We start from the raw sequence: 24,862 nt of genomic DNA on the forward strand, positions 1-24,862 counted from the left end.
AAATATGAGAAAAGCAGTTTTACTTTCATTCATTACTTTCCTATTTATTGAATACGCTTTTGCAGTTCCAACCCGCGGAACTGATAGCAAAAAGGCATATAAATATTATGGCATGGCTCTCAGAGAAAAAAACCTGCTGAATTATGAAAATGCTTTAAAGTATATTGATAAATCCATTAAAAAAGACCCGAAGTATATGACTGCACTGAGTTTTAAGGCAGGTTTGCTGATGGAACTTAAACGATTTAATGAGGCAGAACAGGTTAATTTAAGAATCATTCAATTAGATCAAGACAACCTTTTTGCCATATTTGATTTGGCCAATATTTATTTTGAAACCGACAGATATAAAGAGTGTAAAGACATTTTAAATCGTGCGTTGCCCCTTTCGGGTGTGGGCGATGACAGAGTAAAAGTGCAAAAATTTATTGACCGAGCCAGTTTTGCAGAAAAAGCTTTTGCCAACCCCGTTCCATTCGAACCAATCAATTTGGGTACAGAGATAAACACTAAATACGAAGAATATTTTCCGGGCTTAGACATCGAAGAAAAGACACTTTACTATACCCGCCGCGATGGCTCATTGCCAGTACAAGCTCAAAACGAAGACATATATTTTAGTAAAAAACTGAACGACAACAACAACCTTTGGTCGCAAGGCACCAATCTTGGCAACCCAGTAAACACTCCCGAAAACGAGGGTGCTTTTAGTGCCTCAGCCGATGGAAAATACATTTATTTTACCTCATGCTCCCGACCGGGCGGTGTGGGTAGATGCGATATTTGGTTTTCAACACTTGACGGCGACAAATGGTCGAAACCAGAGAATTTGGGTTTGCCTGTAAATACCAAAGAGTGGGAAAGCCAACCGAGCATTTCTGCCGATGGAGTTACCCTATATTTTGTGAGTAACAGACCGGGTGGATATGGTGGAACCGATATTTGGTATGCTATTAAACAAAATGATTCGGTTTGGAGCAAACCCATCAATTTAGGGCCAGGAATAAACACCGAAGGCGATGAAGAATTTCCTTTTATTCACAACGATGGAGTGACACTTTATTTTACCTCCAAAGGGCTACCGGGCATGGGTGGTGCCGATATTTTTGTCACCCGCAAAATGGGAACAACTTGGTCGAAACCAGAAAACTTGGGTTACCCTATAAACACGCATGGCGATGAATGGAACTTTATTGTGAACCGACAAGGAAATATTGCCTACTTCGCCAGTACGGGTTTAAAGCCAAATTATGGCGGTATGGATATTTATTCGGTTGAACTGTATGAAGGAGCAAGACCAAAAAAAACAGGCTATGTGCACGGTACAGTTTTCGACATTGAAACAAAGAAAAAGCTAAAAGCCAATGTGGAACTTTACAATTTAAAAACCGGAGAAAAGGTAACAGAAACCTTTAGTGATGCTAAAACCGGAAGTTTTTTTGTGAATTTGCCTGCCAACAGCTATTATGCCTTTGAAGCTCGTGCGGAGGGTTATCTATTTCATTCCGAGAACTTTTCGCTGGCCAACGAATCATCACTCGATAAACCATTTGAATTAGAAATTGGCCTAAAACCAATTAAAAATGACCAAACCATCGTAATGAAAAACGTATTGTTCGACACCGACAAATCCGATTTGAAATCAGAATCATTTGTAGAACTTGATATTTTGGTGGACTTTTTGGCCAAAAACCCCAACATAAAAGTGGAAATAGGCGGACATACCGACAACACCGGCAGCGAATCGCACAACAAAACGCTTTCAGAAAATCGGGCAAAATCTGTTTACAACTACCTTATTTCCAAAGGTATTTCAAGCAATCGATTGAGCTTTAAAGGTTATGGAAGTGCAGTACCTATAACCGGAAACGAAACACCTGAAGGGCGTGCCACCAACCGCAGAACAGAAATGAAGATTGTTACATTTTAGAGTCGATATTCCCTAAATAGCTCAACAAATCGGCCACCACAAATGTGCTGCCTCCAACAAAAATGAAATCATTTTCGTTGGCTGCTTCTAATGCCGCTTTATGTGCTTCAGAAACTTCGGGATATAACGAGCCTTTGAGATTTTCGCTTTTGGCAATTTCTGCCAATTCATTTACATCCAACGCCCGAATAACGGAGGGCTGACAGAAATAATAGGTTGCATTTTTAGGTAATAATTTAAGCACTTTTCGTGGGTCCTTTCCAACCACCTGACCAAAGACAATATGCAATTTCCCATATTTTTCCGAAGCAAGTTGTTCAACGATATAACCTATTCCTTCGGCGTTGTGTCCAGTATCGCAAACCACCTTAGGGTAGTTTTGAATGGTCTGCCAACGACCCAATAAACCAGTATTTTTGACCACATTCTGCAAACCTGATTTTATCTTGGCGGAATCCAGTTTCCAACCATTTTGCCGTAAAACCATTACCGTTGCCAAAACAGAAACCATGTTTTTTTTCTGATAAATACCCTTCAAATCGGTGGTATATCCATTTGCATTAACAACTTCCGATGCCACAATCAGTGAGGCATGAACACTTCTTGCTTTTTCAATAAAAACATGCTCAACCTCAGGTTGATGTTCTCCAATAACCACGGGAACATTGGGTTTAATAATTCCGGCTTTTTCGGCTGCAATTTCGGGCAATGTTTCACCCAACATATCGGTATGATCAAAGCCAATATTCGTTATCAGCGAAACTTCGGGTGTAATGACATTGGTGCTGTCAAGCCTTCCACCCAAACCCGTTTCAATAATGGCAACGTCCACCTTTTGGTCGGCAAAATAGGCAAAAGCCATTGCCACGGTTATCTCAAAAAAAGAAGGTTTTATACTCTCAATATGTGGTGCTATTTTGGCAACAAAATCAACCACAAATTCCTCAGAAACCAATTGTCCATCCACTTTAATTCGTTCTCTAAAATCGATTAAATGGGGCGAAGTGTATAGCCCGGTTTTATACCCATTTTCTTGAAAAACAGATGCCAATGAATGGCTACAACTTCCTTTGCCGTTGGTGCCGGCCACATGAATGGTTTTAAAACTATGGTGAGGATTTCCTAAAACTTCACAAAGAGCAAGTGTATTGGTCAAATCCTTTTTGTAAGCCGCACTTCCAATGCGTTGATACATGGGCAATTGAGCATACAAAAACTCAAGCGTTTGAGTGTAGTTCAACGAGGTAAACTATTTTAGGGTGTAATTAATGGTAATGGTTCCGCAATTTTCGTCAGAAGGCTCTCCAGCAGGAACAAAGGTTGCCTTTTTAACCGCATCAAGACTGATTCTTCTTAATTCTGCACTGGTACTTGTTCCGCCAATAACCTGTGTTTTAACGATTTTCATATTCCTATCCACACAAATTTTTACCACAACAGAACCTGTTTCCTGCGTGGTATTTGTTATAGATGGAAAACTTCCCAAACCAAAACCATTCAAATTGTATCCAAAACCATCATTGCCACCAACACTTTTACCACCTTGATTACCTCCCGGAATGGTTGTTCCGCGTGGTCCTGAAGGTTGGTTTTCTTCAGTGCCTGAACCAGAACCCTTTTTCTTTCGAAAATATTCGTCCACGGTTCTTTTTGCTTCGTTCACATCACCTTTTGTGGTTCCGTCTTGTTTACCGCTTGTCTCCGTTTCGGTAGCTTTATCGTTATCTTGGGTTTTTACATTATTTGACGTTTTTGTCCCCTGCTTTGTGGCAGATCTATCTACTGGTTTTGGGATGGCACTCCCTCCACCATTCTCTCCACCCTCAATTTCGCTTGGATTTGACGAACCACTTGAACTTGGTGGGGGTGGTGGTGTTTCTTCAAATTCAACTTGAAGTTCAATGGGGTCTTCCACTATTTTTGAAGAACCGCTCATTTTCCAAATAAGCATTAAAAGCACAACAATAATATGCAACAGCACTGTTGCAATCACTCCTTTTTGTTCGTGTACTTTTTTTAAATCAATCATTTTTTTAAGGTTGAAGTGCCAATACGGGTTTCCCACCCAATTCGTCAACAATATAAACCAATTCCATCACTTTTTCATAAATAACCGATTTATCGGCATGAATAGAAACTGTTGCCTCCGGATTTTTTTGCAGTTCTGCATCTAATATAGCAGGAACTCCGTCAAAGTTTGTTCTTTTGTCGTCAATGGCATATTCATCGTTGGCATTTACAACAATTACTATTTTCTTTTGAAGCGACGTAGTTTTTGCTCCTTTGGGCAAAGCCACCTTATAAATGGGTTCGGGCGTAAATCGAGCGGTAATAATAAAGAAAATGAGCAGCAAGAAAATAATATCCGTCATAGACGACATACTAAATTCTGCATTGATTTTATTTCTTCTCTGAAGTTTCATTTCAATTCATTAATCATTAACGAATTACGAAGCAGGTTCGTGTAAAATATCCAAAAATTCTAACGAAGTGGATTCCATTCTGTAAATTACCTTGTCAATCATGGCGGTCAAACTATTGTAGGCAATATAGGCTATGATACCCACTATTAATCCTCCAACCGTAGTAACCATGGCATTGTAAATACCTTCGCTCATGCCGCCAATAGTAATATTATCGCCCTGTTTCGACATTTCGTAAAAGGTTTTAATCATACCCGTAACCGTACCCAAAAAGCCAATCATAGGTGCTGCACCCGAAATTGTTGCCAAAGCCGGCATCCCCTTTTCTAATTTGGATACTTCCAAGTTGCCCACATTTTGCACGGCCACCCGCACATCTTCCATGGGCCGACCAATGCGTTGGAGTCCTTTATCCAACATTCTGGCAATGGGTGTGTTGGTTGCCTCGCACAAACTTTTAGCTCCTTTAATATTGCCTTCCATCACCATGTCTTTAATTCGTTTCATAAAAACAGGGTCGTATTGTCTTGCTTTTTTTATGGTAAGATACCTTTCAACCAACAAATACATGGCTACAATACTCAAAATAGCAATAGGAATCATGATTGGCCCTCCGTTAAGAGCCATATCAAACACCTTCAGTTCTTTTTCCCCATCAACTTTTAAGCCCGCATTTTGAGCCGAATCCGTGGCATTGGCCACTTGCAATAAAAAAGGTTTCATTTATTTTCTGTCTTTTTTTGTAATTATCAATCTTATTTCTGGCTCGTTTCATAGATAAACGCAGATTTGTCATCATAGCGTTTAACCAAGTCCAAAAATTCTTGTGCAATTTGCTTAGAAACAAATTTTTCGAGGCACAAGTAGCGGGTTTGTTTATCCTCAATTTCAAAAACAGTGTATTGTTTTCTTTCCAATCGAGAAGATTTTGTGGCTTTTTCTGCTGCCGACAAATTAGTTCCGACCACCACATAAAAAATACCCTTATCGGTAGATGTTGGTTGCTTGGATTGTTCTACAACCTTCGGTTTAACCGGCTCAACAGCCGCTATTTTCTTTTCAACAATTGGTTCTTCCGCTTTCGGTTTTACCTGTTCTTTTGGTTCAATCACTCTATCGGTTACATCTATGTAATCCATGGATTCCGAAACTTTAGCAACTTCAGCATTTTTTGGTTCTACCACTGTTTCCGTGTCAAAAGAAGGCACCAACGAAGCTTTCGAATCGGTTGGTTGATGGTTTTTGTGGTTAGCCTGAGGTAAGTCTGCGGTTTTTATAAGTTGAAATAATACCGCTGCAAAAACAAGAACCAATGCCACAGATGCGGCCACTTGAGGCCAATAAATCTTCCCAATAAATCCTTTTCGCTTTGGCAACCTGGTGTCAGGTGGTTCAATCCTCCTTATTTCGTGGTTTGACGAATCAGGCTGCTCCGCTACCTCCAAAACAGCGGTTTGCGTCTGCAATTTTTCTATTTCTACTGCTTTTGCCAACCGTTTAACTTTCACATCTTGCAGGCCGTAGCTTTTTTTATAAAAGTTCAAACCATCGTAGGCAACAAAAATCAACTTGTCTTCTTTGTTTAAATACAAAGAGCCAACATTCTTAAATTCGTAATTTTTGTAGTCTAAAATTCTGTCTTTCAGAAATTTAGAAAAAAGATAAACTTCCTTTTCGGCTTGGTCATAATCAATGCCCTTCCGACTCATCAGGGCATTAATAAGCAATCCGTCATTTTCGGTTAAACTTTGATTGAAGGCTACTTTTTTACGGGTTGGAGAAACCAAGTTTCGGTTTTGGTCAAAATCGGTTGACTTAAAATTGCCTACAAATCCACCAAAATCAGGGATGATAACACAATTGTGTTTGTAGAGCAATTCAGATACTAAGTCAATCAATTCCATTCTTTTAATTCCTTCTTAAAAATTTATAGCGAAAACGTAATTCCAGCCAACAAATTTATTCCATACGATTTATATCCATACCATTTTTGGTATCGAACACTCGAAATATTATTTACGTTCAAGAAAAAGGATATGTTCTTTTTGTAACGATAATCAGCCATCAGGTTAAAATCCAAAATCGGTGGTAAGGTTTGTGGTTTTGCACCCTTCTCAAATCTATCTTTTGCAATTCTATCACCAATAAAATAAGCCTGTGCCCGTAAGTTCAGCTTTTTAGCCACAATCATTCGGGTATTCAAATCAATGTCGTAAAGGGGTAATTGCCAGGGGTCGGACTGAAAGGTAGTGTTGTAGCTATAAAGTGTGGCGGCGGCCTGAATAAAAAAACGTTCATTCAGCCTAAATCCAAAACCGCTTGTAAAACCGGTGGTTTTCACATTGTCATAAACAACTCCAAACGTGCGGGTGGCAAAGGTATCCGTCAAAAACAAAGGCAAATTTTTATCAGCTGAAAATTTAATTTTTAACAAATAATCGAGTTTTTTCAAAATAACTCCTCTCAAACCGGCAACCGCCGAAAACTCGTTAATGGTGTTTTTAAAAGCCACGTTGCTGCCCATAAATGGGTTGATATACGACAACTGTCTAAGTGCATTTTTTTGCACATCGCCACCAATTTGGGCAAAGGCCACCACTTTTTTGGGAACCAAAAAATGCTCAGCATAAATATCAGGAAACACATACACCTTTGAGCCATTGCTGTCCAAAGCCACTACAGTATTTAATCCTGCTTTTACGTCAAGGTCGATTTTTTGAGGTGTAACATAAACAAAAGAATAGTTAGGCTTTATGCGAATGAAGGTTCTGTTTTGAACGGATTTTCCGCCATCAAAAAGCTGCGTATAATCGACATTTGCTCTAAAATTGATTTCGTTTTTGCCTTTCATTTTTCCGCGAACGGCAAAGCCTCCATCATAATTATTTTCCCTCAATCCACTGGCATGTGCCGACAGGGTATAAAATTTAAAATCGGCCAACGTGCCAATTTTCATTGTTTCATACCCTCTGTTGTATGTGAGTATGCCGTTGAAATCATTAAAAATCTGATTTATCTGAACCTTCTCAAAATTAAAGGTATCATCATATCCATAAAAATGAACCACGTGCCGTTCGTAATTTAATTTTCCGGTAAGGTTGGCCTTTTTACCTACCTTTTCGCCCATAACGCCCAATCGATTATCGCTAAAATCGGCATTTTTCGGATTTCCGGCATTCGATGAAAGATGCGTGCCATATACCCCATAATTAAAGGCTTTGTTCCGAACACTATGCACCCTGAATTCGGCATAAGGAGTAACATAATTTCCCGCACCAAGTTTAAAATAATTGCCAAATAGTGGCTCGTCCATTTCTGATTTTACGCCAATGGCAGGTGCAGGTCGGTATGTTGGTAAAACAGAATAAGCAAAGTTTGGAAGATTGTAGGTAAAGGTTGGCGTGGTGCCTTTAACGGGTTCCACATCCGGGTTGGTTATAATTTTGTTGGCCATAGACAACTTGGGTCTATATTGCCCCAACACCACAATATCAATCGATTTAGAAGTATCTAACTGTGCCAATGCTCCCAAAGGCAGCCCCAAACAAAAAATCGCAATAACTAAGCTGAATTTCCGCATAACTTTAAGCACTCAAAATTAGAACAAATGAGCTTTTTAAGACAAGCAACATTTCCACATTAACGGTCAATTTGGGCAGAAGGTATCCACATCGGTATTCAATTACACCTTTTTATCAACAAAAAATCACTTTTGGAAGCATGATATTTTTGGGACTTTATATTTGAACATTCATTTATAATTTAATTCAAATGTCTAACGATAATTCAGAAAAATTAAAAGCGTTAAAGCTAACCATCGACAAACTTGAAAAGTCTTATGGCAAGGGCATCGTAATGAAAATGGACGATGACTCAGTTTCAAATATTCCTTCAATTTCTACAGGTTCACTCGGTTTGGACATGGCATTGGGCGTTGGCGGGTTTCCAAAAGGGCGTATTATTGAAATTTACGGCCCTGAATCGTCCGGTAAAACAACACTTGCTATGCACTGCGTTTCGGAAGCTCAAAAACTTGGAGGCATTGCAGCGTTCATTGACGCAGAGCATGCTTTCGACCGTTTTTATGCCGAAAAAATTGGCGTAAATACGGAGGAACTATTGATTTCGCAACCCGATGATGGAGAGCAGGCCTTAGAAATTGCCGACAATTTAATTCGTTCGGGAGCCATTGATGTGATTGTTATTGACTCGGTAGCAGCATTGGTGCCTCGTGCCGAATTAGAAGGCGATATGGGCGATTCTAAAATGGGCTTGCACGCCCGATTAATGTCGCAAGCACTTAGAAAATTAACGGGAACCATCAACAAAACAGGATGTATCTGCATTTTCATCAACCAGTTAAGAGAAAAAATTGGTGTTATGTTTGGCAATCCTGAAACTACAACCGGTGGTAATGCCTTGAAATTTTATGCCTCCGTGCGATTGGATATTCGAAGAATAGGCCAAATAAAAGATGGTGTGGACATTGTTGGAAACCGCGTAAAAGTAAAAGTGGCTAAAAATAAAGTGGCACCACCTTTTAGGGTTGTGGAGTTTGATATTATGTATGGAGAAGGTATTTCAAAATCGGGCGAAGTGCTTGATTTGGCAACCGATGCCGAAGTGGTTCAAAAAAGCGGAAGTTGGTTTAGTTATAATGGCACAAAACTAGGCCAAGGCCGTGATGCTGTGCGAAAACTTTTGTTGGACAATCCTGAAATGATGGAAGAAATTGAAAACCAGGTAAAAGCCAAAATGATGGACGGAGTTGGTGCTAAAGTAGATGGGGAATAGTGAATTGATTTGATAAAGATTGGGTTTAATTCAGCAAAATTAAACTCAATCTATTTCCCTTTATACCTTCTGTATGGTGCCGCTATATAAATTAACAACAGTCGAGAAAGCCGAACAATAAAAGGCAAAAACAGAACCACGGCTGCAATAATTACTATGGCCAAAAGGGTTAACGATGGGTCATCGTATAGGGTAAACATGATAACCGATAAGACAATGAGCATACCCACAATAAGTGCATAGCTAAAATACATTGCCCCCCAAAAAAAACCGGGTTCTTGCTCAAATTTCACTCCACAACTTGGGCAATGCTCGTGAACATCTTTAAATTTTTTGCTGAACAAACTTCCTGTAAATATAGACCCACGGCGGCACTGAGGGCATTTGCCGCCCATAAATGCTGACAAACCTGATTTAGGCATTTCGCGTACGTTTATTCTTTTTGTACCAAAGCGTTCCGATAAAAGCAACAATGATGTATGGCGTTGCCAACAGATATAAAATGCCTTTGTTTAGCCCCACTCCTACTTTGTTGCCCTCATTCTGCATTGCAGATTCTACTGCACTGCGGCACATTGGACATTGAGCATAAACCTCTGCCCCGCACATAAATACAGAAACAAAAAGCACAAGTATAAAAATCCTCAGAAATGCTTTCTTCATGCCACAAAATTAGCTGAATAATGAACAAAGAAAAAGTTTTGCGTAGTATGATTTTTGGCATCAAACTCAACAATATCATTGTCTTGTTTTACCATAATTTTATACCCAAGCGAGGTTAAATAATCAAAGCAATCGTAACGATTTTTATTGTCCCAAAGCTCGCAGTAAATAATTGGTTTGTGTTGTTTCAAAATTGACTCAGCACCTCTAAAAACCTGGTACTCAAAATTTTCAACATCAATTTTTATTGCTTTAATATTTAGCTTTACAAGTTCCTGTATGTCGTCGAGTTTGCACATTTTGGCCTTAAATGTTTCGCCTTCGTTAAATTCTTTGATTTCATCAGTAAGTACATGACTTAAACCTTGTTTTTTGACCTTATCAACCACCGGAAGCACCATTTCAATTTCCCCATTCTGGTTGCCCAAAGCCAAATTTAAAATGGTCAAATTTTTAAGGTTGAATTTAGATTTTACCCAATGCAGGGTTTGCAAGTTTTGGGGCATTGGCTCAAAAGCAATAACCTTGTTTTGTGCAGCCTTTTTAGATAGGTAGTATGCCATGATTCCGATGTTTGCACCAATGTCCAACACATCAGAATTAGCTGGAATTAAATTGAGGAAAAAGAAAAAATCGTTTTCGCCTTTATCGTTTTTAAGTGTTTTTATTTTGTACCACGAAAATATTTTAAGATAGGCAGTCATGCCCAACATTCTTTGCAGAAAATATTGAATAGTACTTTTCAACTTTTATTTAAAAAGGATAATGTGGACTTATCATAAAATAAACAATCACTCCAGAAACAGTTACATATAGCCACAATGGGAAAGTCCATTTTACCAGTTTTCGATGCTTTTCCACTTTGTTATTTAGTCCATAATAAAACGACATAAGAATAAGTGGTAAAATTATAGCAGCCAAAACGATATGTGTTATAAGTATAAAATAATAAATCGGACGAACGATGCCCGTGCCACCAAATGTAGTTTCATCAACAAAAAAATGAAAAGTAACATAAAAGATTAAAAACAATGCTGATAATGCAAACGTGGTAAGGTTATACTTTTTATGCAAAGCAACCTTTTTTTGTTTAATAGCCCTAAAACTTAGAATTAACAAAACCGAACAAACGGCATTTATAGCTGCAATGATTTTAGGAAATTGAAAAACAAATGCCGGAGTTTCTGGGGGAGTAATCAATTTTCGGTTTAAGATGATAACCAAAACAAAAACTAAAGCCGAAACGGCTAATGCAATTCTAAAAACTAGTTTATCGTTTTTCATCCTTTTTATAGTTTTCCGGAAAATGGTATTCAGCGATTAAGTTTTTAATGCTGGCTTTTAATTCATTAACAAAATGGGGGTTTTCATACGTTTCAAAATATTCACGCATTCGGCCTTTGGGGTCAACTGTAAACACCATGGTGCTATGAAAAAAATCTGTTTTCCCGTCTCCTTCGGGCGTTGCCGCGTGGTAATGGTTTAATCCCAAATCGTATATTTCGTCTTTATCTCCAGTCAGAAAATACCATTTGCTTGTTGGGTAACCATAGGCTTTGGCATAATCTGCCAAAACGGATACCGAGTCGTTTTCGGGATCTACGGTATGTGAGAGAAAAACGACATCAGGATGCTCGGCAAATTGATCTACCACAAGTTTAAGGTTGGAATTCATTTTGGGGCAAATCTTGGGGCAACTTGCATAAAAGAAGTTTGCCACAATTATTTTATCCTTAAAATCAGCCAATGAAACCTCGCGACCCGTTTGATCTTTCAAATGAAAATCTCGGAGAGTCCACGCCTCAAAAACGCTGTCATTTCTAACAAAGAAGTTGTTTTTTGAAGAGTTGAGCATCTCTTCTGATACCTCGCTCTTCAAGGCATAAAAACTACCCTGAACATCGCAGGCAGTAAATTTTTGTTTTGCATTGTGCCACCAAAAGAATAGCAAAACAGGAACAATGAGCAGAAGAGCTAAATAAAGTTTACCTCTTTTGGTAGTATCCACCTACAAAAATTAGTAGTTTAAGAAATGCCAAAAATCGGAGTCCCAAAGCAAATAAGCAATAAGGTACAACACCAAAATCATTGGCAAAACAATAGACATTTTCAATGCTTTTTGTTCATACGTTAGGTGCATAAAAACATACACAATGAATGCTGCCTTAACAATTCCAAGTCCAATAAAAATAACGTTTCGCGTCATTCCCGGATCGATAGAAAAGTAAAGAATAATGTCAACAATCGTTATTACTGAAAGCAAAAGAAACGTTTGCATTAAAGCTTTAGTGCCATGCGAATGAGCTTTTGGAACCCAAACTGTTGGGTCGTAATTTACCTCATCGTGAATATTAACAGGTTCGTTGCTGTGATGTGCCATTTTTAACTAATTTTTTTAATTCAAAAACTATATAAGGTAGAAGAATGTGAAAACAAATACCCAAACCAAATCAACAAAGTGCCAGTATAGTCCGGTTTTTTCAACCATTTCATAATGTCCGCGTTTTTCATAAGTTCCTTTAACAACGTTCAAGAAAATTACAATATTCAAAACCACACCACTCAAAACGTGGAAACCGTGGAATCCGGTTACTAAAAAGAACAATGCAGCAAAAGTTACGGGTCCAAATGGGTTTCCGTTTAAAGTTGCTCCTTCTCCAATAAACTGAGTCCACTCCCAAGCCTGACAGCCCAAGAACATTGCACCGCCAATAATGGTATAAATCATATATTTCTGCACATTCTTCTTATCCATTCGCTGTCCGGCTTCTACTGCCAAAACCATCGTTACACTACTGAGAATCAGGATAAAAGTCATTAAACTCACAAACATAAGCGGCAAATGTCTTCCATGAAGAAATGGGAAGTGGTTGAACACCAATTCCGGTGCCGGCCAGTGGTCGGCAGAAAAAACCCCTTCGCTTCGCAAAGCACTGATAAAGTGGTGTCCAGCATCTTCATGACCTTCGGCTACACCGTGTGCATCTGTAGCATCGTGGGTTGTAGCAACTGCTCCTGCAGCATAATTGGCCACGTTGTCATTGAATTTTAACTTTTGACGTACCATTTCCATTTTTTCTTCGGGCACGGCGTCTTTCGAGAACCGAACGGCTCCGTAGCCTACCAAAAGCGATGAAAAAGTAAAAGCGTCAGAAAGCAAGAAAAACCACATCATCAGTTTGCCATAACTAATTTTAAACGGTGACTTACCGCCAGCCCATGTGGATAATGTATTTACAGTGTGATTCGACATAATCTACAGTAATAATTTCGGTGCTAAATATAAAAACATGTATAAATAAAGCCATAAGATTCCAACAAAGTGCCAGTATGTGTTGCACATGCTGATAGACAATGTATTCTTTTTATGAACTTTATATAAAAAACTCTTTACAAAAACGACTAAAATAAAAATGATTCCTCCGGCAAGGTGAGCCAAGTGAGCTGCAACCAAAAGAAATACGAATGATCCGGAAATCATTCCACCTTGACTTCCCTTTTTGGGAGCAAAGAAAATTCCATGACTATTCAAGGTTTCAAATCCATTTATTTGAAGAAAAACAAAGGTCAAACCCAGCATTAGGGTAAGTCCCAAAAAAATTTGGGTGGCTAAAAGGTTGTCCTTCTTGGCTGATTTATAGGCCAAAATCATTGTCAAACTGCTTAATACAACTGCCAAAGTGGACCACACAAACTCAGAAGGTAAATCAAATTTAAACCAATTTCCTTCAGACATCCGAACAATGATAACGCTTGTTAAACCGGCAAAAAACATGCACATACTCATTATGAGCAACCACAGCGAAAACTTACGAGGTTGAACCCCATATTCGTTATTCCCTATTTTTTGCGATTCTGCCAAAAGCATATTTTATATCTTATCCAAAACAAATGCAAGCAACACTACCGGATTGTAAACAATTGAATAAAACATCAACCGTTTTGCATCTTTTGTACTGCATGATTTATAAAACTTAACTCCTTGATGTAAAAAAAAGATTCCACAGATAATAGCAATTATGAGCGAAACAATGCCCGTTATACCTAAAACAAAAGGTAAAATGCTAATGCTTATCAAAACTAAAATATACCAAATTGTCAGCCTTCCGGTTTTCTTATCTTTTCCCATCCTTGATGGTAAAAGTCTGTATCCTGCACGCTGATAATCTTCATCCAAAATCCATGCAATAGACCAAAAATGAGGGAATTGCCAAACAAATTGAATAGCGAAAATTACCCATGCAGCAAGCGGTAAACTTCCAGTGGCAGCAGCCCAACCCAACAGGGGTGGTATGGCTCCAGGAAAAGCTCCCACAAAAACTGCAATGGGGCTTATTCTTTTGAGCGGGGTATATAAAAAGGCATAACTCAAAAGAGCAAAAAGGCCTAAAATACCACTTAAAGTATTTAGGTATGTTCCTAAAATATAAACTCCTAAAACCCCAGATATAATGCAGAAAGTTGCTGCTTCTGCAACAGACATCCTATTTTTTGCAACGGGTCGATTGTTGGTTCTTACCATTAATTTGTCAAAATCTTTTTCAATGATTTGATTCAACCCATTGGACGAAGCAACCACCAAAAAACCACCAAAAATCAATGCCCACAAATGGCTATAATTTGTCTCGGCATTTGCGGCAATAAGAAAGCCCAATACGGCAGAAAGAACTACCGTAAAAGTTAAGCGGGTTTTTGCCAATTGATGGTAATCAACCAATTTGGCCGACCAACTCACTGACGATATGGATATTGCTCTGTTCACTTCTTATCGGTATTTAGAATTTCTGATTTCAATTCTTGGATTGTCAAATAGATGAAACCAACCAAAGTGAGACTTCCGAAAACAATGTGCAATAGGCGTGCAACAGCCGGAAAACTCATTCGTATATTAAGAACTCCAGTTAAAATTTGGAGTAGAATCATTGCCACTATCGACAATAGAATCAAACTTGTGCGTGGTCTGTTCGTTCCTTTTCTGTTGAGTTGCCAAACAAGTATGGTTAATGCCAAACCAACAAATGATATTATTCGATGTATGGTAAAAGACTCCCCTATTTTGCCAAAATTATCGAGGCCAATAGATACACCATTCATCGCTAAAATATCAATTTTTTCTCGAACCGAAGTGCCAAGAATTAGTTGTATTAAAGATAAAAGTACTGACATTATTATCAATGCTTTCAATGATACCGTGGTTTTTCCCTCCACTTCTTTTCCCCAATAATAGGCCAACATAAAACTGGTAATTGCCCCAAAAGCCAAGAGAAAATGAATAGTTACAATACCTCCTAAAAGATTGGTATCTACCACCACAGAACCCAACCATCCGTTAAAGGCCACAAATAATACCCCCAATAAGCTGAAGAAAGTGACGGCTCGTTGTTTTTTCCAAAATTGAAAAGAAGATAAAGTGGCAATCAATGCAAATATTCCTGTAATGGCACCCCACAAACGGTTTACATATTCGGTGTAGGTTTTTCGGACATTAAAAGGCTCTATGCTCTCAACATTTGTTGAAGCAACAATAGACGCTTTATTATCAAATCCGAATGTTTTCAAAATATCTGCCAAACGGCTATTTTTTATTTTTCTTTTTGCAATAAATTCTTTTTCAAAATTGTCTGGCAATTGGCTTTCATCCGTCGGAGGAACCCATTGTCCAAAGCATTTTGGCCAATCAGGACATCCCATTCCTGCACCCGTTATCCGAACCATTCCCCCTATAAAAAAGAGAAAAATAATCCCTATTATGGTGAGTTTACAATATCGATCGTAAAACCGACGGGTAAACAATTTAGGCTTTATTTAAACCTAACCAATTTTTCAATAGGCTAAAGAAAACAACGTTTTCACCCGATGGTTCTTTAGCATCCTCAACTATAGGAGTAACTGGTTTTATATGCACTTCCTCTGCCGAACCCATATCTGGAACGTTTTGCGGAAGATAATCTTCATCCATATCAGGGCGGCTATATTCGTAAGGCCCACGATAAACCGTTGGTATTGCACCTGGCCAGTTGCCATGGATATGTTCTACAGGAGCAGTCCATTCCAATGTGTTGGCTTTCCATGGGTTTTGCTCTGATTTTTCTCCAAAGAAAATGCTGCTAAAGAAGTTGTAAAGGAAAATAATCTGAGCAACGCCACCCAAAATAGCACCTAAGCTGATAAATACATTTACATCCCACCACACTTGAAACTCGGGCAATAGGCTAAACTCATAGTAACGACGTGGCACACCCGCCAAACCTTGAAAGTGCATTGGGAAAAATACCATATACGCGGCAATGAATGTCATCCAAAAATGGAGATAACCTAAAGGCCTATTCATCATGCGACCAAACATACGAGGATACCAATGATAAATACCTGCCATCATACCAAATATGGCAGAACTACCCATTACTAAGTGGAAGTGAGCTACAACAAAATAGGTATCGTGAAGGGTTATATCTAACGCTGCATTACCTAAGAATAAACCCGTTAAACCTCCAGTGATAAACAACGAAACCAAACCGATGGCAAACATCATACCGTTGGTATAACGAATGCTACCTCTCCACAAAGTGGCCAGATAGTTGAAGGTCTTTACCGCAGACGGCACGGCAATAATCAATGTCATGATTAAAAACAATGTTCCCAACACCGGAGACATACCTGTTATAAACATGTGGTGCCCCCAAACCAAGAACGAAAGTATAGAGATACCCATCAACGAAATAACCATGGCGGTATATCCAAAAATTGGTTTTCTTGCATTTACAGCAATAACTTCTGATGTTATACCCAAAGCCGGCATAATGATGATATACACCTCTGGGTGACCAAGGAACCAGAATAAGTGTTGGAATAGAATAGGGCTTCCACCTACTTGCTCCAAAGCTCCGACACCTTTAATAAATACCTCTGATACGTAAAAACTTGTATCGGCCATTCTGTCAAACATCAACAAAAGACCTCCACCTAAAAGCACCGGAAAGGACAGAAGACCCAAAATGGCTGTTAGGAAAAATGCCCAAATAGTCAAGGGCAATCTATTCATCGACATACCTTTGGTTCGCATATTAAGGATGGTAGCAATATAATTTATACCCCCTAAAAGAGCAGATACAACAAAAAGAATAATGGCAATCAACCACAGGGTCATACCCATGCCCGAACCCGGCATTGCTTCTTCAATAGCACTCAAAGTAGGATAAATTGTCCATCCGCCAGATGCAGGGCCAGTGGCCACAAACATGCTCGACATAAGCACAACACTTGATAAGAAGAAGAACCAGTAGCTAAGCATATTCATAAACGGTGAGGCCATATCTCTTGCTCCCACTTGCAACGGAATAAGTAGGTTTGAGAATGTTCCGCTTAATCCTGCTGTTAACACATAAAACACCATTATGGTACCGTGAATGGTAACCAAGCCCATGTAAAATCCGGGATCTAACCGACCGTTGGCAGCCCATTTATCACCAAAAAGCCAATTAAGAATAGGGAAATTAGTATCCGGCCAAGCCAACTGAAGTCTAAACATTATGGACATGGCCACACCCATAACTCCCATAATAATTCCCGTAATAAGGAATTGTTTGGAAATCATTTTGTGATCCATGCTAAACACATACTTCGAAATGAAGCTTTGCTTATGATGTTCGTGATGTCCGTGATCGTTGCTCATCTTTATTACTTTTATTTAATGTGTTGTCTTTAAATTATTTAACGGCTGCTAATGGTTCAGTTGCTACTACTTCATGCTGTGTGGTGTCACTTGGTGCTACAGCAGGAGTTTCTTCCACTTTTTCGGCCATAAAGTAGCCTTTTTGTTTCTCCATCCAGAGGTTATATTCATCCTGAGTTTCAACAACGATTTTTATACGCATGTTGTAGTGACCATCACCGCATATTTTATTACAAATGATGTAATAATCAAATTCTTGATTTGCCAATTGGTCGCGTTTAGCAGCGGTTGTTACCGTAGGCGTAAAAGTGAATTGAGTTGGGATGCCAGGAACCACGTTCATTTGAGCTCTAAATTCTTTCATTAAAGCACTATGTATTACATCACGGGCTCTAAACTTGAATGTCACAGGCTTGTCAACCACCAAATGAATTTCATCACCAATAATGTCATCGTCACCTGTTTTGTCAAACCAAGTGCCTTGTTTTATAGCTTCTTCAATACGTTCAATTTGAGTTTTACGACGTTGAATCTGCAATTCAAGTCTTGCCTTTTCTTTACCAGAGGCATAATGATCTATTTGGGCCAACAAATCTCTTCGCTCTTTACCAACTAATCCACCCAATCGAGCACGCAATTTTCCTTCATCGTGACCCAACATCTGAATCATTGAGTCAAAATCGTGTATATCACTTCTCAATTTTGCCAAAAGCACTTCGTTTCTCGAGCTAACGGCAACACCAAGTGGGTTTGTCGTTTCCGAAATCAATACATAATTGGCATTCCCCAATTTGTTATCTGCACCCGGATAACGCACTTTCCATTCGAATTGCTGAGCAAAAACTTCAATTTGTGCTGTTCCCTCCGCAGGTGCTTTGTTTATTTTTTTCCAAGTTTTAAGACCACCTAAAACCAATAGTGTCAGTACTATTGCAGGTAAAGCCGTCCAAGCAATTTCTAACGCATCGTTGTGTGGGTAGTATAAGGCCTTAACCCCTTTTTTAGCTCGATATTTGAATGCAAACCAAAACAGAAGGATTTGAGTAACAACGAATACAATCCCAGTGATTAGGAAGGTTATCCGCATCATCTTGTCAATATCTTTTCCATGCTCAGATGCCGCATGATATATTAGCACATACTTGCCATGTATGGAAACCTCCCAAAACGCCAAGCTCATACCAACAATTAAGAACAATAGAAACAATCCGGCATTAATATTTCCCCAAGGCACAACTTCTTTTCCGGTAACTTTGGTAACTAGATTTAACGTTTTGATTATCAAAACAATAACAATGAAAATTAAAATGGCTAACAAAAGCAGCATCCAGTTTGAATTTTTAAACAAACTCGGACTCACTTCCTCGGCAGCTGTTGATGTTGCAGCAGCTTGTGCCAAAGGACCATTTTCGGTGTACATCAGAATAGACTTAATTTGATCATCTGTTAAGTCTGGGAATGCATTCATGGCCACCCCATTGAATTCTTTATAGATTGCATTTGCATCGGCATCTCCGCTTTTTCGGAGCTCCTCGTTATTTTTAACCCATTTCAGAAGCCACTCAACGCTTCTTCGCTCTGTAACTCCTTTAAGTGCAGGGCCTACCATTTTGTTGTCCAAAGCGTGACAGGCTTTACACTTGTTTTTAAACAAATCCTCTCCGGCCTTTACCGTTGCCTCGGAAACTTCCATTCCTGTTGCACTTTGAGTAATTTTCAGTTGAGCCGAAACTCGTAAACCTGATACAAGGACAAAAAGTGATAAAAATACCACCTTAAAAAACCGATATTGCATACTTTTTATTAAAGAAAAGTTATTCATTAATCTTTTAATTCTCAACAGATTAAATGCCTTTATGACATTAAACTTACCTGTTTTTAAGTTTGGGCAAAAATACTTTCTTTTTAAAAAGAATAAAGTTTTTGTTTTCCCCATGTAAATCTAAGCAATTATTTAGAACTGATACAAATTAGTTTTTTGCATGACATAGTTCATGAAGCTCTTTTGAAAGAGACGGCTGCAATTGGGCAAAATCAAACCATACGAAGACAATATTCTTCCACCACCTTCGGAAAGTGTTCGTATTCTAAGAGATGTATTTTTTGGGCTAATGAATCAGCCGTGTCATCCGCGTCAACGGTGCAATGTGCCTGAAAAAGCATATCACCATTGTCATACTTATCATCCACCTTGTGAATAGTAATACCCGATTGCTTTTCTCCTCCGTCTATCACGGCTTCATGCACCCGCATTCCATACATGCCTTTTCCACCAAATTTGGGCAACAAAGCAGGATGGATATTAATAATTTTATCTGGAAATTGTTTTACAAAAGCACTAGGTATAAGCCATAAAAATCCGGCAAGCACAATCACGTCTATTCGATCATATATCAGTTGCTCCAACAATGAATCATTTTGTAATTGACTTTTGGTAAAAATATGACATGGTATATCGTTTGAAAAAGATTTGGTAATGACACCAGCCACCGGATTGTTGCAATAAATTTTTGAAACCTCAATATGTGAATGGTTTTGAAAATATCGATTCAAATTAATAGCGTTTGAACCATTGCCGCTGGCAAAAATGCCTAATCTAATTTTCATTTTTTTTCGGCAAATGTAGTGGCTATTATTTCTGCCTCCCTCAAATATGAACCAAATTTTCCGTCTGGTGCAAAAACGATACAATCAACTGTTACAATTTTGTTAATCTTCGGACACAAATAGGTATAACTAACAAAGGGGCCGCCCATAATGCCGTTTACCATTTCCCACCAGCCGCGAGTTTCAACGGTATATAGTCCATTTATAGTCTTGACAGATGATGACACAACAACATTTTTTTCGTCGGTACCCATATAGGCTACTCCGCCATCAATGCCATTGCCCGCTTGTTGCACTTTCTCCTTCAGTACACGGTTTCTTCGAGATATAATAGCACTTTGTTTAAGCTGTGATGAATCTTTAAAATCTTCGCTATAAATGTAAAAACCCTGCCAAACCTCGTTTGGATATTTTCCGAAACCATAAAAACTATCGGTCTCTATTATACTCTTTCTATATCCTCCTGGTCTAGCAATGCCATATCCATACACTTTTAGCATCGAATCTAAAAGTAGATTTTTATTCACCCCTCCCCCATAAATTTCTTTCCTTGTATTGATTCGGTTTGATTCTTTTGCATAATCAATTAATTGATTCTGATGTTTTTCGAGCAAAGATTTTATTTCGGAAGAATTATTGCCAATAACCAAAATAACATTTTGCGGAGTGGCGAATAAGTCTTTATAAAGCAATATCTGTTTGCCCTCTTTTAACTTTTTTTGAAAGGATAAAACCACGCTATCTCCAAACAAATCTTTATACACCTCGGGTTTGGAAGCATCAAACAATACGCACAAATTATAGTTTCTCAGGTGCATATTGTTGGCTTCGCTCAAAGGCTTAATGTTTAATCGAAAAATTGGCAAATGAGTCGGAAGTCCCTCAATAGATTTTTGAAAAACAGACTCGAGTGTGGTTGAGGTTGCAATTATTACGCTATCATCAGATATAACGGCTAATTCGCCAATATTGCCGTAGGCAGACGGAAGACCATAGAAGGTATCTTCTTTCTTTTCGCACGACCAAAAAAACAAAATGAGTAAAAAAACAACTGCACCTTTATTCATTTTACAGATACAATTTCAGTTTATTTCCAGGATGAATAGTATTTGATTTTAAATCATTCCACTCCTTTATTTCATCAATCGAACAACCATTTTTATTGGCAATGGCGGGCAATGAATCACCTCGTTTTACGATGTATTCTACTTCGCTTAATTGAGGTTTGTACGTTTCGCTCAAAGTCAAAATTTCTCCCTCTTTCTCCCAAAAAACCAAAGCCTTATCTGTTGGTAAAGCCAATTCCATATTCGCAACGTTTGCCGGAATATTATCTGTTTTTAAAGCCGGATTCAGTTTTCTGATGTCCTCTATTGAAATGCCAATCAAATCAGAGATGGCTTGCAAATTATAATCTGGCGTGCACGAAACCTTTAAAACATCGCTTTGGGGTTGCTCTACCCAAGCCGGGAATATGCCATAATGCTCATAAAAATTCATCAAATAAGCTACTGCAATAAAAGAAGGAATATAGTGCTGTGTTTGGCTTGGTAAATATGGATAAATTTCCCAAAATCCGGTTTTGCCGCCGGCTCTGTTTATGGCTTTGTTGATATTGCCTGGGCCACAATTGTAGCTGGCTATCACCACCAACCAATCATCAAATCGTTTAGACATATCGCTAAAATATCCGGCAGCCGCTTCGGTGCTTTTTTCCACATCTCGTCGTTCGTCTTGATATCTGTCAATTTGAAGGTCATAAATCTTTCCGGTATAGGGCATAAATTGCCACAAACCCACTGCACCACTGCGTGAAACCGCATAAGGATTTAATGCACTTTCTATAACACTAACATATTTTAGTTCGAGTGGCAAGTTGTATTTATCAAAAACGGTTTCGTATATCGGAAAATAATACTCGCTAAGGTGTATCATTTCTTTCAATTTGGTTTGCCAGCTTGTTCCAAAATAATCAATATATCGTTTCACTTCACTATTAAAATCAAGTGGTATTTGAAACTCCAATGTACTTACATGACTAAAAAATAAGGAACTGTCAACAGGAATTTTGTTGTCATCAAATAGGGTGATTTCGGTGCTGAAATATCTTTGAGTTTCTTGTATAGACTGTCCTTCCGATTGTGTAGGAACAACCTCCACACTACTTGCCGAATCAGATTTTTCTACCTCATTTTCGGCAAACAACGTGATGCTGCCAAACACAAAACCAACAGAAATCAAAAGTATTTTTCTCAAACCTTCCATAAATATTTTTTGAACGTCCAAATAGCATAATAATTGCGAACGGCGAAAATAATTTTTTCTACAAACGAACACATTTATAGACAAGAAAAGTTTGATTTTTTTTTGATTCAAGGTTTGCACTGCTGTCAATGTTTGGTGCCTAAAACACTAAAATTTTATGCACATGCACAAACCAACCACTTATTTTCCGATTGGTTAATGTACATTTGAATCCATCAACCACTATCGGTGAGATAATATGTGTTTTTGCACCTAAAAATTGTATTGAGACAAGGAGAAGTATGGAAGAATTTTCAAAAAAAACACTGTCCGATTTGGCAAAACAGGCCAGCCTGCAGCCTCAGGAAAAACTTCAACATCAGCATCTAAAAAACAATCGACTGTGCATTTCGGTACCCAAAGAAATAACCTACCAAGAGCGTAGAATATCACTTTCTCCATTATCGGTAGAATTGTTGGTAAATAACGGACACGAGGTAAAAATTGAAATAGGTTCGGGTGAAAAAGCCAATTTTTCGGACATTGAATACAGCAATCTTGGCGGCCAAATTGTATATGACCGCGAGTCGGCCTTTAGCGGAGATATTGTTTTGAAAGTGGCACCACCCACTTCGGAAGAAATTGAAATGATGAAACCCGGACAGATATTGGTTTCTGCACTTCAATTGGCCGATTTAAAAAAAGAAACACTTCTGCATCTCTCTCGAAAAAAAATTACGGCAGTTGCCTACGAATTTTTTAGAGATGATGCTGGCACATTGCCCATAATAAGGGCTATGAGCGAAATTGCCGGACGTGCCTCTGTTTTAATAGCTGCAGAATATTTGATGAGCAACTCTGCCACCAATGGCAAAGGAGAACTTATTGGCGGAATACCCGGCATACCACCTACAGATGTAGTAATAATTGGAGCCGGCTCGGTGGGCGAATATGCGGTTAGAGCCGCCCTTGGCCTCGGGGCACACGTAACCGTTTTCGACAACTCGCTACACAGGCTCCGCCGCTTAGAGGCATCTATTGGTAGAAGGTTGAACTCATCCACCTTATTGCCGCATATTTTGCAAAAAGCACTTTCGCAATGCGATGTGGCCATTGGTGCATTGCGAAGCGGTGCAGGCCGCAGCCCCATTGTAGTTTCCGAAACAATGGTGCAAAAAATGAAACCACATTCGTTGATTGTCGATGTGTCGATTGACCAGGGCGGCTGTTTTGAAACCAGCGAGATAAGAAATCACGAAAATCCGACATTTATGAAACATGATGTTTTGCACTACTGTGTGCCAAACATTGCCTCCAGAGTGAGTCGCACCGCAAGCTATGCTCTCAGCAATATTTTGGCACCATTGATTATTGAAATTGCCAACGAAGGTGGCTTCTACAGTTATATTTGGGCCGATAAAGGCCTTAGAAAAGGAGTGTATATGTATAAAGGTAGCTTAACAAACAACAATTTGGGCGACCGATTTGGATTAAAATCACAAGAAATAGACTTTTTGTTTTCGGGCAACGCATAGCTTTGGCCTAAAAACCTATTTTTGCACCCCTTTAAAAAAGTATGCTCAACAGACGACTTATTCGTATCAAAGTTTTTCAGGTAGTTTATGCCCATTTGCAAGATGAAACAGGTAGCATGAACAAAGCAAAATCCTATCTCAAAAATTCTATCAGAAGCATTGATAACAACTTTTTTACAGTCGTTTTGTTTCCGTTAGAGTTAATCCATTTTATACGAACAAAACTCGACCCGAGCGATACTATGTATTTGCCAAAAGCGGAAGATATAAGTGCATATAAAGCCTTAAATTTTAATGGCTTGTATGAAAAAATTGTTCAAAACGAAGAAGTTGCATCGCATTTGGCACGACCAAACTACAAATGGGAAACGCAAGACGAATTGCTCAGAAATACGTACAGAAAAATTAGAGCAGATGAGCGATTTGCCGAGTTTTTATCGAAAACAGAACTAACTGAAGAAGAAGCACAAGCTGCATTGATATCTATCTATGAATTTGTGATTGACGAGATGGAAGAATTCAATCATCAAATGGAAGAGATAGATATGCTTTGGGAAGATGAAAAAGATGCAATCAAAAAAGCGGTAAAAAGCTATGTAAAAGACCTTTGTCGAGGTAAAAAAGCCAGAGTGCCATCAAAAGACGATGAGACAGATTGGGAATTTGCCGAACAATTGTTTGATAAATCAGTGAGGAACACCGCCGAATTTGAAAACATGATTGCCTCATCGGCAGCAAAATGGGATAAAGATAGGATTGCCAAAACCGACATGGTGCTTATGACCATGGCACTTACAGAGTTTGTGGATTTTCCATACATCCCCATAAAAGTAACCATGAACGAATATTTGGAGCTTGCCAAAGAATACAGCACTCCACAAAGCAGCAAGTTTGTTAATGGCATTTTAGACAAACTGCAAAAGCAGCTAAAAGCCGAAAATAGATTGATAAAAAAAGGCCGCGGCATGGTTGGATAAGTATCAAAATTTCTAAT

Annotated in this window: 25 protein-coding genes; 4 read left to right on the plus strand and 21 right to left on the minus strand. The window is 38.7% G+C overall.

Annotated features, from left to right (window positions below):
* Positions 1-4: 4 nt before the first annotated feature.
* Positions 5-1,930, plus strand: a complete 1,926-nt coding sequence (locus H6607_12915; protein ID MCB9263268.1) for a PD40 domain-containing protein — start codon at positions 5-7, stop codon at positions 1,928-1,930.
* On the opposite strand, the gene H6607_12920 is transcribed toward H6607_12915, so the two are convergent.
* The 6 genes from H6607_12920 to H6607_12945 are packed head-to-tail and all read right to left on the minus strand — an operon-like array spanning position 1,920 to position 7,933.
* Positions 1,920-3,170 carry a bifunctional folylpolyglutamate synthase/dihydrofolate synthase gene (locus tag H6607_12920; protein ID MCB9263269.1) on the minus strand — a complete coding sequence of 417 codons (1,251 nt, stop codon included), beginning with the start codon at positions 3,168-3,170 and terminating at the stop codon, positions 1,920-1,922. The two genes, H6607_12915 and H6607_12920, sit on opposite strands and share 11 nt — an antisense overlap.
* Before the next feature lie 9 nt (positions 3,171-3,179).
* On the minus strand, positions 3,180-3,959 hold the full coding sequence (locus tag H6607_12925) for a hypothetical protein (GenBank protein MCB9263270.1): 780 nt from the start codon (positions 3,957-3,959) through the stop codon (positions 3,180-3,182).
* A 4-nt stretch (positions 3,960-3,963) separates the two neighbouring features.
* Entirely contained in the window at positions 3,964-4,353 is a 390-nt protein-coding gene (locus H6607_12930; protein ID MCB9263271.1) for a biopolymer transporter ExbD, read from the minus strand.
* Positions 4,354-4,377: 24 nt separating this feature from the next.
* Complete coding sequence (locus H6607_12935) at positions 4,378-5,076, minus strand: MotA/TolQ/ExbB proton channel family protein (GenBank protein MCB9263272.1); 699 nt, start codon at positions 5,074-5,076, stop codon at positions 4,378-4,380.
* A gap of 32 nt (positions 5,077-5,108) precedes the next feature.
* Complete coding sequence (locus H6607_12940; protein ID MCB9263273.1) at positions 5,109-6,257, minus strand: hypothetical protein; 1,149 nt, start codon at positions 6,255-6,257, stop codon at positions 5,109-5,111.
* Positions 6,258-6,280: 23 nt separating this feature from the next.
* Positions 6,281-7,933, minus strand: a complete 1,653-nt coding sequence (locus H6607_12945; protein ID MCB9263274.1) for a hypothetical protein — start codon at positions 7,931-7,933, stop codon at positions 6,281-6,283.
* A gap of 191 nt (positions 7,934-8,124) precedes the next feature.
* On the opposite strand from H6607_12945, the gene recA reads away from it, so the two are divergent.
* On the plus strand, positions 8,125-9,147 hold the full coding sequence (gene recA / locus H6607_12950) for a recombinase RecA (protein ID MCB9263275.1): 1,023 nt from the start codon (positions 8,125-8,127) through the stop codon (positions 9,145-9,147).
* 50 nt (positions 9,148-9,197) lie between these two features.
* On the opposite strand, the gene H6607_12955 is transcribed toward recA, so the two are convergent.
* The 15 genes from H6607_12955 to H6607_13025 form a co-directional block, all read right to left on the minus strand.
* Positions 9,198-9,569 carry a DUF983 domain-containing protein gene (locus tag H6607_12955; protein MCB9263276.1) on the minus strand — a complete coding sequence of 124 codons (372 nt, stop codon included), beginning with the start codon at positions 9,567-9,569 and terminating at the stop codon, positions 9,198-9,200.
* Positions 9,562-9,810 (minus strand): hypothetical protein, encoded by a 249-nt coding sequence (locus tag H6607_12960; GenBank protein MCB9263277.1) that lies wholly within the window; start codon positions 9,808-9,810, stop codon positions 9,562-9,564. Before H6607_12960 ends, H6607_12955 begins: the two co-directional genes overlap by 8 nt.
* On the minus strand, positions 9,807-10,556 hold the full coding sequence (locus H6607_12965; GenBank protein MCB9263278.1) for an FkbM family methyltransferase: 750 nt from the start codon (positions 10,554-10,556) through the stop codon (positions 9,807-9,809). The genes H6607_12960 and H6607_12965 overlap by 4 nt, the downstream gene beginning before the upstream one ends.
* 7 nt (positions 10,557-10,563) lie before the next feature.
* Positions 10,564-11,094, minus strand: coding sequence for a DUF420 domain-containing protein (locus tag H6607_12970; protein ID MCB9263279.1), 531 nt, complete (start codon positions 11,092-11,094; stop codon positions 10,564-10,566).
* Positions 11,081-11,818 (minus strand): SCO family protein, encoded by a 738-nt coding sequence (locus H6607_12975; protein MCB9263280.1) that lies wholly within the window; start codon positions 11,816-11,818, stop codon positions 11,081-11,083. Before H6607_12975 ends, H6607_12970 begins: the two co-directional genes overlap by 14 nt.
* A 9-nt stretch (positions 11,819-11,827) precedes the next feature.
* A complete protein-coding gene (locus tag H6607_12980; protein MCB9263281.1) occupies positions 11,828-12,190 on the minus strand; it encodes a cytochrome C oxidase subunit IV family protein in 363 nt (120 codons plus the stop codon).
* A 27-nt stretch (positions 12,191-12,217) separates the two neighbouring features.
* Positions 12,218-13,063 (minus strand): cytochrome c oxidase subunit 3, encoded by an 846-nt coding sequence (locus H6607_12985; GenBank protein MCB9263282.1) that lies wholly within the window; start codon positions 13,061-13,063, stop codon positions 12,218-12,220.
* A 3-nt stretch (positions 13,064-13,066) separates the two neighbouring features.
* A complete protein-coding gene (locus H6607_12990) occupies positions 13,067-13,678 on the minus strand; it encodes a cytochrome c oxidase subunit 3 (protein MCB9263283.1) in 612 nt (203 codons plus the stop codon).
* Positions 13,679-13,681: 3 nt separating this feature from the next.
* Entirely contained in the window at positions 13,682-14,572 is an 891-nt protein-coding gene (gene cyoE, locus H6607_12995) for a protoheme IX farnesyltransferase (protein MCB9263284.1), read from the minus strand.
* Complete coding sequence (locus tag H6607_13000) at positions 14,569-15,603, minus strand: COX15/CtaA family protein (GenBank protein ID MCB9263285.1); 1,035 nt, start codon at positions 15,601-15,603, stop codon at positions 14,569-14,571. The genes cyoE and H6607_13000 overlap by 4 nt, the downstream gene beginning before the upstream one ends.
* Before the next feature lies 1 nt (position 15,604).
* Positions 15,605-17,416, minus strand: coding sequence for a cbb3-type cytochrome c oxidase subunit I (locus H6607_13005; GenBank protein MCB9263286.1), 1,812 nt, complete (start codon positions 17,414-17,416; stop codon positions 15,605-15,607).
* A gap of 100 nt (positions 17,417-17,516) precedes the next feature.
* Positions 17,517-19,304, minus strand: coding sequence for a c-type cytochrome (locus H6607_13010; protein MCB9263287.1), 1,788 nt, complete (start codon positions 19,302-19,304; stop codon positions 17,517-17,519).
* A gap of 212 nt (positions 19,305-19,516) precedes the next feature.
* Positions 19,517-20,089 carry a phosphoribosylglycinamide formyltransferase gene (locus H6607_13015; GenBank protein ID MCB9263288.1) on the minus strand — a complete coding sequence of 191 codons (573 nt, stop codon included), beginning with the start codon at positions 20,087-20,089 and terminating at the stop codon, positions 19,517-19,519.
* Entirely contained in the window at positions 20,086-21,156 is a 1,071-nt protein-coding gene (locus H6607_13020) for a DUF4837 family protein (GenBank protein ID MCB9263289.1), read from the minus strand. The genes H6607_13015 and H6607_13020 overlap by 4 nt, the downstream gene beginning before the upstream one ends.
* A gap of 1 nt (position 21,157) precedes the next feature.
* Positions 21,158-22,354: a transglycosylase SLT domain-containing protein gene (locus H6607_13025; GenBank protein ID MCB9263290.1), complete on the minus strand. Its 1,197-nt coding sequence runs from the start codon at positions 22,352-22,354 to the stop codon at positions 21,158-21,160.
* 281 nt (positions 22,355-22,635) lie between these two features.
* Between H6607_13025 and H6607_13030 the strand changes: the two genes are divergently transcribed.
* Both H6607_13030 and nusB read left to right on the plus strand, forming a co-directional pair.
* Positions 22,636-23,868, plus strand: coding sequence for an alanine dehydrogenase (locus H6607_13030; protein ID MCB9263291.1), 1,233 nt, complete (start codon positions 22,636-22,638; stop codon positions 23,866-23,868).
* Between the two features lie 41 nt (positions 23,869-23,909).
* Positions 23,910-24,845, plus strand: a complete 936-nt coding sequence (gene nusB, locus H6607_13035; GenBank protein MCB9263292.1) for a transcription antitermination factor NusB — start codon at positions 23,910-23,912, stop codon at positions 24,843-24,845.
* The last annotated feature ends 17 nt before the right edge of the window (positions 24,846-24,862 follow it).

This window comes from Flavobacteriales bacterium (genome assembly GCA_020635395.1).
Classification (GTDB): domain Bacteria; phylum Bacteroidota; class Bacteroidia; order NS11-12g; family UBA9320; genus UBA987.